At 70.8% G+C, this 11,946-nt stretch carries 13 protein-coding genes and 1 tRNA gene; 9 read left to right on the top strand and 5 right to left on the bottom strand.

What is annotated here, in order from left to right; all coding sequences use genetic code 11:
- Nucleotides 1-127: 127 nt before the first annotated feature.
- The gene (locus tag AB0D04_RS29125) at nt 128-814 is read right to left on the bottom strand and encodes a 5-formyltetrahydrofolate cyclo-ligase (protein ID WP_362709150.1); all 687 of its coding nucleotides are present in this window, start codon (nt 812-814) and stop codon (nt 128-130) included.
- Between the two features lie 82 nt (nt 815-896).
- On the opposite strand from AB0D04_RS29125, the gene galU reads away from it, so the two are divergent.
- The 7 genes from galU to AB0D04_RS29160 all read left to right on the top strand — a co-directional run bounded on the left by galU (nt 897) and on the right by AB0D04_RS29160 (nt 6,160).
- Nucleotides 897-1,799, top strand: coding sequence for a UTP--glucose-1-phosphate uridylyltransferase GalU (gene galU, locus AB0D04_RS29130; RefSeq protein ID WP_362709153.1), 903 nt, complete (start codon nt 897-899; stop codon nt 1,797-1,799).
- A gap of 4 nt (nt 1,800-1,803) precedes the next feature.
- A complete protein-coding gene (gene glp / locus AB0D04_RS29135) occupies nt 1,804-3,120 on the top strand; it encodes a gephyrin-like molybdotransferase Glp (protein ID WP_362709155.1) in 1,317 nt (438 codons plus the stop codon).
- A 68-nt stretch (nt 3,121-3,188) separates the two neighbouring features.
- On the top strand, nt 3,189-3,671 hold the full coding sequence (gene moaC, locus AB0D04_RS29140) for a cyclic pyranopterin monophosphate synthase MoaC (protein WP_362709158.1): 483 nt from the start codon (nt 3,189-3,191) through the stop codon (nt 3,669-3,671).
- A complete protein-coding gene (locus AB0D04_RS29145) occupies nt 3,668-4,171 on the top strand; it encodes a MogA/MoaB family molybdenum cofactor biosynthesis protein (RefSeq protein WP_362709160.1) in 504 nt (167 codons plus the stop codon). Before moaC ends, AB0D04_RS29145 begins: the two co-directional genes overlap by 4 nt.
- Before the next feature lie 14 nt (nt 4,172-4,185).
- Nucleotides 4,186-4,797, top strand: coding sequence for a GNAT family protein (locus AB0D04_RS29150; RefSeq protein ID WP_362709162.1), 612 nt, complete (start codon nt 4,186-4,188; stop codon nt 4,795-4,797).
- 160 nt (nt 4,798-4,957) lie between these two features.
- Entirely contained in the window at nt 4,958-5,986 is a 1,029-nt protein-coding gene (locus AB0D04_RS29155; RefSeq protein ID WP_362709165.1) for a hypothetical protein, read from the top strand.
- 101 nt (nt 5,987-6,087) lie between these two features.
- Nucleotides 6,088-6,160: transfer RNA gene (locus AB0D04_RS29160), tRNA-Ala, on the top strand.
- A gap of 361 nt (nt 6,161-6,521) precedes the next feature.
- On the opposite strand, the gene AB0D04_RS29165 is transcribed toward AB0D04_RS29160, so the two are convergent.
- Nucleotides 6,522-6,740: a hypothetical protein gene (locus AB0D04_RS29165; protein WP_362709167.1), complete on the bottom strand. Its 219-nt coding sequence runs from the start codon at nt 6,738-6,740 to the stop codon at nt 6,522-6,524.
- 192 nt (nt 6,741-6,932) lie between these two features.
- Between AB0D04_RS29165 and AB0D04_RS29170 the strand changes: the two genes are divergently transcribed.
- Nucleotides 6,933-7,727, top strand: coding sequence for an SDR family NAD(P)-dependent oxidoreductase (locus AB0D04_RS29170; RefSeq protein WP_362709170.1), 795 nt, complete (start codon nt 6,933-6,935; stop codon nt 7,725-7,727).
- Nucleotides 7,728-7,814: 87 nt separating this feature from the next.
- Here the strand turns inward: AB0D04_RS29170 and AB0D04_RS29175 are convergent, their stop codons facing one another.
- Nucleotides 7,815-8,588 (bottom strand): hypothetical protein, encoded by a 774-nt coding sequence (locus AB0D04_RS29175; protein WP_362709171.1) that lies wholly within the window; start codon nt 8,586-8,588, stop codon nt 7,815-7,817.
- Between the two features lie 196 nt (nt 8,589-8,784).
- Entirely contained in the window at nt 8,785-9,426 is a 642-nt protein-coding gene (locus tag AB0D04_RS29180; protein WP_362709173.1) for a carboxymuconolactone decarboxylase family protein, read from the bottom strand.
- Between the two features lie 99 nt (nt 9,427-9,525).
- Between AB0D04_RS29180 and AB0D04_RS29185 the strand changes: the two genes are divergently transcribed.
- Nucleotides 9,526-10,008 carry a MarR family transcriptional regulator gene (locus AB0D04_RS29185; protein ID WP_362709176.1) on the top strand — a complete coding sequence of 161 codons (483 nt, stop codon included), beginning with the start codon at nt 9,526-9,528 and terminating at the stop codon, nt 10,006-10,008.
- Nucleotides 10,009-10,396: 388 nt separating this feature from the next.
- On the opposite strand, the gene AB0D04_RS29190 is transcribed toward AB0D04_RS29185, so the two are convergent.
- Nucleotides 10,397-11,734 (bottom strand): glycosyltransferase, encoded by a 1,338-nt coding sequence (locus AB0D04_RS29190; protein WP_362709179.1) that lies wholly within the window; start codon nt 11,732-11,734, stop codon nt 10,397-10,399.
- Between the last annotated feature and the right edge of the window lie 212 nt (nt 11,735-11,946).

An 11,946-nucleotide genomic window follows, 5' to 3' on the forward strand; every position in this document is an offset into this window, starting at 1 on the left:
GTCAACCCGGCCGCATCCCCACCGGCAACCTCACCCGCATCCCCACCGGCAACCCCCCCCCCGGGCCCCCAACCCCCCCCCCCCCCGACGGCGTTCTCCGGCCGCGGCCTCCTGCGGCTGCGGGCCGCTACGACTGCGGGGTGAGGAACCGGTGCACCCCCGACGGCGTCACCGCCGCATGCACCGGCCGGTCGTGCGCCTCGGCCGGCACCTCCTCCAGCACCTCCGTGTCGTAGAGCAGCACCACCAGCGACGCCGCCGCCCCGGCCCGCTCCAGCCGCTCCAGCACCCGGTCGTACGACCCGCCCCCGCGCCCCAGCCGAAGCCCCCGCCCGTCCACCGCCAGACCGGGCAGCAGCACCACATCGGCCCCGGTGACGGCCTCGAGCCCGAGCCGCTCCCCGGCAGGCTCCAGCAGCCCCCAGCCGGCCCGCACGAGCCGCTCGGCGCCCTCGTACTCCGCCCAGTCCAGATCGTTGTCCGGCAGCAGTACGGGCAGCAGCACCCGCACCCCGGCCGCCCGGAGCGCGTCCAGCAACGGGCCTGTGGAGGGTTCGTGACCGATGGAGACGTAGGCGGCAACGGTCGGCGGGACAGCCGGAGCGGACGGAGTGGCCGGTCCGGATGATTCGTCCGTCTTTTCCGGAATCTTCCCGGATGTCACCGTACGAAATTCGGCCAGTTCCAGCGTCCGGCGGGCCAGCGCTTCGCCCGTCGCCGCGACGACATCCGGCGGCAACGATCTCCTCACCTCCAGGAGATCTCGCCGCAACGTGCGCTTCCTATCGTGATCGGATTCGTGACCAGAGTTCATTTGTGGGCCCTTGCTCCCGCTCTCATGCTCTATTCACCAGACCCTCATCATCGTTCCGATAGGGACGGTTATGGTGTCGCGCATGACCCCATCGCACACGCGGATCAGCAAGGCTGTCATTCCGGCAGCCGGCCTCGGCACCCGGTTTCTCCCCGCCACGAAGGCCACACCCAAGGAGATGCTCCCGGTCGTCGACAAGCCCGCCATCCAATACGTGGTGGAGGAGGCGGCCGCCGCCGGCCTCCTGGACGTACTCATGGTGACCGGCCGCAACAAGCGCCCCCTCGAGGACCACTTCGACCGCAACTACGAACTCGAAGAGGCCCTGCACCGCAAGGGTGACGAATCCCGGCTCGCCCGCGTCCAGGAATCCAGCGACCTGGCGACCATGCACTACGTACGGCAGGGCAACCCCAGAGGCCTGGGCCACGCCGTGCTCTGCGCCGCTCCGCACGTCGGCGACCAGCCCTTCGCCGTCCTCCTCGGCGACGACCTCATCGACCCCCGCGACCCGCTGCTGCGGCGCATGATCGAGATACAGGAGCAGTACGGCGGCTCCGTCATCGCCCTGATGGAGGTCGACCCGGCGCAGATCCACCTGTACGGGTGCGCGGCCGCCACCCCCACCGGCGACGACGACGTGGTCGTGGTCTCCGACCTGGTGGAGAAGCCCGCCCCCGCCGAAGCCCCCAGCAACCTCGCCATCATCGGCCGCTACGTCCTCGACCCGGCCGTCTTCGAGGTGCTGCGCAAGACCGAACCGGGCCGCGGCGGCGAGATCCAGCTGACCGACGCCCTCCAGGCGCTGGCCGCCGACCCCGCCCTCGGGGGTCCCGTACACGGCGTCGTTTTCAAGGGCCGGCGCTATGACACCGGAGACCGTGGCGATTACCTGCGTGCCATTGTCAGACTGGCATGCGAACGTGAAGACCTGGGCCCGGACTTCAGGGACTGGCTTCGCAGTTACGTCACCGAGGAGATGTAAGACGTTGAACGGCACCACCGACCAGACCACCCACCAGGACCGCGTCTGGTCGGTGGCCGAGCACCTCGACGACGTCCTGGCAAAGATCCATCCGCTGGAGCCGATCGAGCTGCAACTCCTCGACGCCCAGGGCTGCGTCCTGGTCGAGGACATCACGGTCCCCGTGGCCCTGCCGCCCTTCGACAACAGCTCCATGGACGGCTATGCCGTCCGGGTGGCCGACGTCGCGGGCGCCACCGAGGAATTCCCCGCGACCCTCAGCGTCATCGGGGATGTCGCGGCGGGCAGCGGCGAGCTGCCCGCGGTCGGCCCCGGCGAGGCCGCCCGCATCATGACCGGCGCCCCGGTGCCGCCCGGCGCGGAGGCCGTCGTCCCCGTCGAATGGACCGACGGAGGCAGCGGCGAGGGCCCCGCCGTCACGATGCGCCACGCCACCGCCGCCCCCCAGGACGCCGCCGGCGAGGTCCGCGTCCACCGCCCCGTGCAGGCCCGCGCCCACATCCGCGCCCAGGGCAGCGATGTCGCCGCGGGCGAGCCCGCCCTGCGCGCCGGTACGGTCCTCGGCCCGTCCCAGATCGGCCTGCTCGCCGCCATCGGCCGCGGCACGGTACGGGTGCGGCCCCGCCCCAGGGTCGTCGTGATGTCGACCGGCAGCGAACTGGTCCAGCCCGGCGAGGCGTTGGGCCCCGGCCAGATCCACGACTCCAACAGCTTCCAGCTCACCGCCGCCGCCCGCGCCGCCGGCGCCATCGCCTACCGCGTCGGCGCCGTCGCCGACGACGCCGAAACCCTCCGCGCCACCCTCGAGGACCAGCTCATCCGCGCGGACATCCTGGTCACCAGCGGCGGCGTCAGCGTCGGTGCGTACGACGTGGTCAAGGAGACCCTGACCGACCTCTCCGCAGAGGAGGGCACGGTCGAGTTCCGCAAGCTCGCCATGCAGCCCGGCAAGCCCCAGGGCTTCGGCCTCATCGGCCCCGACCGCACGCCCCTCATGGCGCTCCCCGGAAACCCCGTCAGCTCCTATGTCTCCTTCGAACTCTTCGTCCGCCCCGCCATCCGCACCCTGATGGGCCTGGCCGAGGTGCACCGCGCCACGGCCCGTGCCGCGTGCACCGAGCCCATCGCCTCCTCACCCAAGGGCAAGCGCCAGTTCCTGCGCGGGTCCTACGACCCCGACGCCGACCGTGTTACCCCGGTGGGCGGCACCGGCTCCCACCTGATCAAGGCCCTCGCCCACGCCAACGCCCTGATCATCGTTCCTGAGGAGGTCACCGAGGTGGCCGAGGGCGAGGAGGTCGAGGTCGTCCTGCTCGGGTAGCGGCCGACCGGTGCGGGTACGGTGTCGTCCCACAGGCGCGGCACGGCACGGTCCGGACCAGGAGAACGATGAGCAGCGGCCAGCAACACCTCACCCACATCGACGCGGCGGGCGCGGCCCGGATGGTCGACGTATCGGAGAAGGACGTCACCGCCCGCACCGCCCGTGCCCGCGGCCGCGTCCTGGTATCGCCGCAGGTCATCGAGCTGCTCCGGGGCGAGGGCATGCCGAAGGGCGACGCCCTGGCCACCGCCCGGATCGCCGGCATCATGGGCGCCAAGCGCACTCCCGACCTGATCCCGCTGTGCCACCCCCTCGCCGTCTCCGGCGTGAAACTGGACCTGACCGTCACCGACGAAGCGGTCGAGATCGCCGCCACCGTCAAAACCACGGACCGCACCGGCGTCGAAATGGAAGCCTTGACGGCCGTCTCCGTCGCCGCCCTCACCGTCGTCGACATGATCAAGGCCGTCGACAAGGCGGCGGTCATCTCCGACATCCGCGTAGAGGAGAAGACCGGCGGCAAGTCCGGCGACTGGAGCCGGCCGTGAGCCCCGCCCGCGCCCTCGTCGTCACGGCCTCCAACCGCGCCGCCGCCGGCGTCTACGCCGACAAGGGCGGCCCGCTCCTCGCCGAGGGCCTCACGTCGATGGGCTTCGAGGTCGACGGCCCCCAGGTCGTCCCCGACGGCGACCCCGTGGAGGCCGCCCTCCGCGCCGCCGTCGACTCGTCCCGCTACGCCGTCATCCTCACCACCGGCGGTACGGGCATCTCGCCGACCGACCGCACCCCCGAGGCCACCCGCCGGGTCCTGGACTACGAGGTCCCCGGAATCCCCGAGGCCATCCGCGCCGCCGGACGTACGAAGATCCCCACCGCAGCCCTGTCCCGGGGCCTGGCAGGCGTGGCCGGTACGACGCTGATCATCAACCTCCCCGGCTCCACGGGCGGCGTCCGCGACGGCCTCGCCGTCCTCACCGACCTCCTCCCGCACGCCGTCGACCAGATCCGCGGCGGCGACCACCCCAGCCCCACCGGGAGCCCGAGCTGAACGCGTCCTGGCCGGTGGTCCTGACAGACGGAGACGTCACCCTCCGCCCGATAAAGCTGCGCGACCAGCGCCCCTGGCGCGAGGTCAACCGCCGCAACCGCGACTGGCTGCGCCCCTGGGAAGCCACCATCCCGCCGCCCCCGCCCGGCGTTCCGCCGCCGCACCGCCCCACGTTCCGCCAAATGGTCCGCCATCTGCGCGCCGAGGCACATGCGGGCCGCATGCTCCCGTTCGTCATCGAATACCAGGGCCGCCTCGCCGGACAACTCACCGTCGCCGGCATTACCTGGGGCTCCATGTGCTCAGGCCATATCGGTTACTGGGTCGACCAGGAAGTCGCCGGCCGCGGCGTCATGCCCACCGCCGTGGCGCTCGCTGTCGACCACTGCTTCCGCGCTGTGGGACTGCACCGCATCGAAGTCTGCATTCGGCCGGAAAACATCCCCAGCCGTCGCGTGGTGGAGAAACTCGGCTTCCGCGAGGAGGGCCTCCGCCCGCGCTATCTGCACATCGACGGCGGCTGGCGCGACCACGCGGTATTCGCACTGACCCTGGAAGAAGTGCCCGAAGGCCTGCTCAACCGCTGGCACCACAGGCCCAGCACACCGGGCACACCCCACAAATAAAATAAATGTTCGAATAGCTGCCAAGCTTGACCGCATTCACGGCCCGCTCACCCTATCCACCCCGAAAATCACAAAAAAATTTCGCGTTATCAGCCAGATCGTGCGACACACCGGCCCAATTGGCGGATGGCCCCGCGCAAACCCCTCTACCGTGTGAGTTGTGAGAAGCAGCGGCCTCATCTACGCAGTCATCGTCGGGGCCTGGGCCGCCTATTTGGTGCCGATGTGGCTCCGTAGGCAGGACGAGCTCAACGAGGCCCGTCCGACCGAACGCTTCAGCACTGCCATCCGGCTCCTGTCCGGACGTGCGGCCATGCAACGCCGTTACGACAAGGGGCAGGAGGAGTGTCCCGCCGACGATGCCGGCGACGAGCAGCACCCGGACGCCCCGGCCGACGAGCCGGACCCCGGGCCGTTCGGCGACCCCGAACCGCCGGCCGAGGCCGAGGCCCCGCACACCCGGGTGCAGTCCGGCCCGCTCCGCCCTTCCCTCGCCGAACGCACCAAGCGGGCCAAGGTCCTCGCCCGCCGCCGGCGCACCATCACCATCCTCTTCCTCGTCTTCACCTTCGGCGCCATCGCCGCAGCGGTCGGCGGCCTCCCCTTCCTCTGGGCCCCCGCCCTCCCCGCCGGTCTCCTGACCGCGTACATCGTCTACCTCCGCGTCCAGGAGCGGCGCCGCTTCATCTTCACCATGGACCAGCGCAAGGCGGAGGCGGCAGCACAGCGACTGCGGGAGGGCCGTCCGCGCCCTCAGCAGGCGGCCGACCAGCCGCCCGCCGCCGACCACCAGCCCGACGCCCGCGCTGACACCCCCGCCGAGGCCCCGCCCGAACCGCCCCGCCCGGCCACGTCCGCCCCCAACCACACCGCCGGCCGCCGCGCCCTCGTCGAGGAGACCGACCACGCCGAGTGGGTCGACCAGCAGCGCGAACGCGAACGCCCCCGCCCCGCCTCCGGCAGCTGGGAGCCGGTCCCGGTCCCCCTGCCCACCTACGTCACCGCCCCGGTGGCCCCCCGCGCCACCAGCCACGTGGACCTCGACACCGACGACGCCTGGAGCTCCGCCCGCTCCAGCGCCGCCCCCGACCACCCCCACCCCGAAACCCCCACCCGCCGCCCCCGCGGCCGCACCCCCCTCTTCGACCAGTACGAGGACGAGGACCGCCCCCGCGCAGCGAACGAGTGACCCACGCCGCACCCCGCGAACGGCGACGCCCCTCCACTGACCAGCACCGGAAGCGATTTCCGAGCACCGCGACCGAGATGCTAGAGTTTCATTCGTCGCAAGGGCCTGTGGCGCAGCTGGTAGCGCACCTCGTTCGCAACGAGGGGGTCAGGGGTTCGAATCCCCTCAGGTCCACAGCACGTCAAAGCCCCCGCCGGGATGATCCGGTGGGGGCTTTTTCGCGTCGTACAGTAACTGCGTGGGATCCGCCTGGTTGCCGTTCCACCGTGGTCTCTCCGGCATCAAGGCGGCTCGCTCCGCTCACCCGCACGCGGCCCGGCCCCCGGCCGGGCCCGCGCTCAGCCAGGGAAGGGGCGCGTCGTAGCCGGGGTGGTCGGCTCCACGGCTTCGGGCAGGCCAATTCGGCGCGAGTCTTGAGGACCACGGACCCAACGTCGTGCCGTACAGGGCGGCAGGTCCACAGACTGCCTGACGCGCCGGAAGCGTATGGGGCCATGATCACTCGCGCCGAAGCGGCTCCAGCCCCTCAAAGCCGCTACACCGACCACGCGAGCCTTGGCGCGGCCCCGTTCCTGAACGGCAAGTGCACTGATTGCCACTCAGCCGCCGAGAGCGGGAACGTCAGCGCGTCGAAGCGGTCGTCCTCGGAGGCCTCGATCCCTTCCATGGCGTCCTGGGCGGCCGCGACGACCGGCTCCATGAGCTCCGCCGTGTTGTCCGTACGGAAGTCATGGCGCGGAATGCGCGTTGCCATCTGTTCTCCTCCACCTCCTACTTGAATTCCTCCATCACTGCACACCTGGGTGATCCGGCCCTACTCGCGGCAGACCAGGGCCAGTTGAGCCCCGTCGCTTCCCGGCCGATGTGCCCCGGTGGTCCGCTCAACGGGCAGTGCCGACCACGGTCGCCTCGATGAGCTGGGCCGCCTAATGGAGTTCAGGCCCGGATGGCGGCGCTGGACGGACTGCTGCGATCGGAAGGAACTGCTGTGGCGAAGACGCTTGTTGTGGTGGGCGCGGGGCCGGGGCTGGGGATGGGGGTGGCTCGCGCGTTCGGGCGCAACGGCTTCCAGGTCGGGCTGATCTCGCGTTCGGAGAAGAAGCTGGACGCCCTGGTGGCGGAACTGGCCGGACTCGGCGTCACCGCCGCTGCCTTCCCCGCCGACATCCTCGACCGCGGGGCCCTCGCCGCTGCACTCGCCGCAGCGCAGAGCGCGCTGGGGCCGGTCGACGTCCTGGAATTCAGCCCCAGCCCGACCGGGCCCATCACGCATGCCGCGCAGACCACGGTCGCCTCGGCCGCCGCACAGTACGAGCTGCAGGTGCTGGGAGCTGTGACGGCCGTGGGGCAGGTGCTGCCGGACATGCGCGCCCGCGGCGACGGCGCGCTGCTGCTGACCACAGGCGTTTCCTCGAGGATCCCGGCACCCTTCCTGGCCAATGTCGGCATGGCCATGGCCGGCCTGCGGAATTGGGCACACGCTTTGCACGCCGAACTCAAGCCGCAAGGTGTCTACGTGGGCACGGTGACCATCGCTTCCGGCATTGTCCCCGGCGACGGCGAGGCCGACCCCGAGGCGATCGGAGCCCGGTATTACCGCATGTACCAGCGGCGGGATCGTGCCGAAGAAGTCATCGGTGACCTGGACGCCTTTCAGGCACTTGTCGACGGGGCGGGTGCGGACGGTGGATCGGAAGCAGCCCATGCCACTGCGGGCGCAACATCGTTGGAGAGCGCTTGAGTTCTGGCTGGGAGGGGGCCTTTTCGCGCTCGCCGATGTGGCAGGTCTTGCGGGCCAGGCGTACTCGGGCGGTCCGGTCGCGGCCTTTCAGCAGTGGTCCTCGATGAGCAGGGCTACCGCGTGGGCGAGAACTGCGGTTCGTGAAGGATCACCCGTCTGATGGCGGATCCGCTCTTCCAGGGCGCGGAGTTCCCGGCATGCCGCTCCGTCGCCGTCGAGGATTTTCTCGAATGCGGGCCATGACGTCATCGCCAGATATGCCGCCAACAGGAGTGAGGTGCCGGGGGCAGGCGGTGTGTCGGCGGGGCGATCCCAGCCTTTGACGAGATAGCGGGCGGGGTTGGTGAGCATCCAGCCCGCCATCTTGCCGTCCGCGAGCAAAAGGTCGGTGTCGGGAGCGATACGCAGCCGCATTCCTCCCTCTTCGGGTGACGGGGTGTGCGGGGCTTGTTCCCTCAGGCAGATCATGTGCCGCGCCTCTGGAGCCAGCCATCGGGTGGTCGTGGTCTCCAGGGCAAAGCCTTTCTTCACTTCAGCCCGTAGCCCGCCGGCGACCACGGTGGTGCGTATCCAGCCCGCACAGGCCTCCTCCGGGACGGTGCACGGCTCGTCGGGAATCAGGAGGTAGAGGCTTTCCAGCCGGCGGTCGGAAGGGTCCGGAGGCGCGGGGGGCTCGGAGGGCGCGGAGGGCGCGGAGGGCTTGGAGGGCTTGGAGGGGTCGGAAGGGCCGGACGGGGCGGAGCGCTCGGAATCGTGGAATCGGAAGTCGTCCTCTTCCGACCACAGCCACTGCTGACTTCCGAAGGTGTGGGTGAGCTGTGTATCCCGTTCTTCCTGATGGGCGTATCCGCCGATGGCCAAGGTTTGATCCCGCAATGCGTAGCGAGGTGAGTAGGGCAAGGGAGAGTTTGTGGAGAGTGCCACGACCGAATCCGTCAGGTGGACCTTCACCGGTTGGGTGCCCCTTCATCGGAGGTGGTGCGGAGGGACTGGAGTCCCATCTCGGCGGAAGGTCGGCGGCGTGATGCCATGGCTGCGGCCGATGTCCCGGGGCAGGTTACGGGGTCTGGGTGGTCTCGGTTTGGGGCGACGGGTGCCAGGCGTATGGGGCGAGGGGGGCGTCGACGGGCGCCTGGGTGAGGCGGTTGGCGAGGGTGGACATGGTGTAGGTGCCTATGCCCAGGACGACTTCCAGGGCGTTCTGGGGGGTGTAGCCATGGGCCAGAAAGGACTGGAGGGCGGCCGGGGGCACATCGCCGGCGGTGTCCAGGACGGCGAGGGTGAAGCGGCGGAGTTCCTCCAGGCGGGTGTCGGGGAGGGCACGTTGGGCTCGTAGGGCGGAGATGAGGGGGGAGAGGGGAGCCGATTCGGGGGTGGCCGTGGTGTCGGAGGGTGCGGTGAGGAGGGTGAGTTTGGCGGTGTGCATGGCTACGCAGAGGTGGCAGGCGTTGCGGGTGGCGATCGTCAGGATGACGACCTCACGGGAGAGCGGGTCGAGGGTCGTCGACTCGAAGAGCGCGCTGAGTTTGCGGAAGCCGTCGAGCAGATGGGGCGACGTGGCGAGGCGGGCGGCCCCGGTCGGCAGATAGCCGAGGTGCTTGGTGATGGCTTCCAAGGCGGGGCGGGCGGCTGCCGGGGCCGAGTCGGGGGTGTGGTCGGCGAAGTGGAGTGGGGTGGTGGCGCTTTCGGGTGTGGGCATGGCGATGGACCCGCTCTTTCGGTGGTCGGGGTGATGTGCGGCGTAGAATCGACAACGTGGTTGACGAAATGAAGGTAAACCGGGTTGTCGAGTTTCGCAATGGCTGAGGCGTACGAGCGTGGGGACACGCCTGGGTACGAGCTGCCGCTGCTGTTGCTCGCCGGATTCCGGTCGCTGATCGACGAGTTGCATGCGGAGCTGGCGCGGCAGGGGCATCCGGACGTACGGCCCGCGTACGGCTTTGCCCTGCAAGCGATCGGGCGTCATGGGGCGACCGCCAGTGAGCTGGGGCGAAGGCTCGGTGTCTCCAAGCAGGCCGCGGGGAAGACCGTCGACCGGCTGGAGCGCCTGGGTTACGCCGAGCGGGTCGACGATCCCGCGGACGGGCGGCGCAAGGTGATCGGGCTGACGCCGCGCGGTGTCGATGTGCTGGCCCGGTCGGCCGCGATCTTTGATGAGCTGCGGGCCCGGTGGGCCGAGACGCTGGGAGCGGAGCGGGTTCGCGAGATGGAGGCGGGGCTGCGCGCCGTGGTGACCGGGGAGGGGTTCCGGCTGGATGTCGGGGGGTGGTTCGGGGCCTGAGGGGGCGGGCTCCAAGGGGGTGAGGGGGTGAGGCGTGGCTCGTCCGTTCGTGCCTGCGGTGTCATGGCCGCCGTTTCCCCGGTCGCCCCGGTCGCCCCGGTCGCCCCGGTCGCCCCCGTCGACTCCGGCTTTCGCTACGCAAATTCCTTGGTTGTCAGGGGACTTGGCGAGGCGGTTGGCCCGGGCATTGTCAGTGCCTCATGCCAGCATGGAATCCGTCGAAGGGAGGAGAGGCGATGTCTGAATGCCGGGCGCCGTTCCGCCCCTTTTGGGGGTGGCCGGCGATTGAGGAACCCGAGGGTCTGGTGATGGAGTTTGTTGAGCGCGACGACGCCGGGGATGGCGGTGGGGACGGCGGCGGGCGCATATCCGGAGCCAAGCCCGCGGCCTAGCCGGCCAGGTGGGCGACCGCCTTGGTGACCGCACCCGTGCCGTCCTCGGAGGTGAGGCGGAGCGCGGCGTGGGTGGCGCGCTCGCGCAGGGCGGGGTCCGTGGTGGCCCGGGTGATGGCTTCGGCGAGGCGGGTTACGGCGTCGTCTGCGGTGAGGTCCTTGAAGGGGATGGGGGCGGTCGCGGCGCCGATGGACGTGAGGCGGGCGGCCCAGAAGGGCTGGTCGGCGGTGACGGGGACGGGGACGGCGGGTACTCCGGCGCGGAGGCCCGCGGCGCTGGTGCCGGCGCCGCAGTGGTGGACCACGGCGGACATCCGGGGGTAGAGGAGGGCGTGGGGGACCTCGCCGATGGTGAGGATGTCGGAGGTGCCAGAGGTGCCAGAGGTGCCAGAGGTGCTGCAGGCGCCAGAGGTGCCGCAGGTTTCGGAGGCGCCGGAATCGTCGGAGCCGGTCTCGGCGGTCAGGTGTGCCCAGCCGGACTGGAGGATGCCGCGGACCTTGGCGCGGCGCAGGGCCCGTACGGCGAGGGAGCTCAGCCGTTCGCCTTCGCCGGACGCCATGCTGCCGAAGCCGATGAAGACCGGGGGCGGGCCGGCGGCGAGGAAGTCCTCGATGACGGAGGGGAGTTGGGCGTTCGGGGAGTGCCAGGGCCACCAGTTTCCTGCGACCTCCAGACCGGGGCGCCAGTCGGTGGGGCGGGGGACCAGGACCTCGCTGAAGCCGTGCAGGACCGGGTGGCCGGCCGTTTCGGCGCGGCGGCGGACCGTACGGGGGGTGGCGGGCGGCAGGCCGAGGCGGGTGCGGAGGTCGCGGGTTGCGGTGGCGTAGAGACGGTCGACGACGCGCAGGGAGAGGCGGCCGACGGTGCGGTTGCCCCAGCGGCCCAGGGAGCGGCCGCCGCTCATGACGGGGGCGAAATCGCCGGTGGGGGCGTTGGGGACGAGGGGCAGGTCCAGGCACGGGATCTCCATCGCCTCCGCGAGGTGACGGCCGAGAGGGGCCGTGGTGGCGGAGAGGAGGAGGAGTTCGGTGTCCTGGCGAGTGGCTTCGGCGAGCCCGCCGCCCAGCTGCTGGATGAAGGCGGCGGCCTGACGCATCAGGGCCCGGTTGCCGCTCGCGGCAACCGCCTTGTCCTGGTCGGCGTCGGCGGGGCGGGCGGTGCGTGGGTCGGCAGGGAGGTGGCGGAATTCCAGGTCGGCGGCGCGTACGAGCGGGGCGTAGGTGTTGTGGGTGGCGAGTGCGACGTCGTGGCCGGCGTCCCGGAGGCGGGCGCCGACGCCGGTGTACGGGGCGACATCGCCGTATGAGCCGGCGGCGGTGATCAGGATCTTCATGGGATCGACCCTCGGTTGTGGAGTGTGGAGTGTGGAGTGTGGAGTGCGGATAGCGGATAGCGGATAGCGGTAGCGGGGCCCGGTTGTCGGGGCTCTGTTGGCTGATGGGTGACCGACGGACTGCGGCGGTAGCGAAGTGACCAGGCCAGGCGTCGAAGGGGGCGTACGAGGTACGCGACGGCTCGGCCTACCGACCCCGACGCACCGCACGA

It is taken from the genome of Streptomyces sp. NPDC048483 (genome assembly GCF_040651455.1).
In the GTDB taxonomy this organism is placed as follows: Bacteria; Actinomycetota; Actinomycetes; order Streptomycetales; family Streptomycetaceae; genus Streptomyces.

Coding starts and splice junctions, on each gene's coding strand:
- AB0D04_RS29125 (WP_362709150.1), bottom strand. CDS start 814: ATGAACTCTGGTCACGAATCCGATCACGATAGGAAGCGCACGTTGCGG.
- galU (WP_362709153.1), top strand. CDS start 897: ATGACCCCATCGCACACGCGGATCAGCAAGGCTGTCATTCCGGCAGCC.
- moaC (WP_362709158.1), top strand. CDS start 3,189: ATGAGCAGCGGCCAGCAACACCTCACCCACATCGACGCGGCGGGCGCG.
- AB0D04_RS29165 (WP_362709167.1), bottom strand. CDS start 6,740: ATGGCAACGCGCATTCCGCGCCATGACTTCCGTACGGACAACACGGCG.
- AB0D04_RS29170 (WP_362709170.1), top strand. CDS start 6,933: ATGGCGGCGCTGGACGGACTGCTGCGATCGGAAGGAACTGCTGTGGCG.
- AB0D04_RS29180 (WP_362709173.1), bottom strand. CDS start 9,426: ATGCCCACACCCGAAAGCGCCACCACCCCACTCCACTTCGCCGACCAC.
- AB0D04_RS29185 (WP_362709176.1), top strand. CDS start 9,526: ATGGCTGAGGCGTACGAGCGTGGGGACACGCCTGGGTACGAGCTGCCG.
- AB0D04_RS29190 (WP_362709179.1), bottom strand. CDS start 11,734: ATGAAGATCCTGATCACCGCCGCCGGCTCATACGGCGATGTCGCCCCG.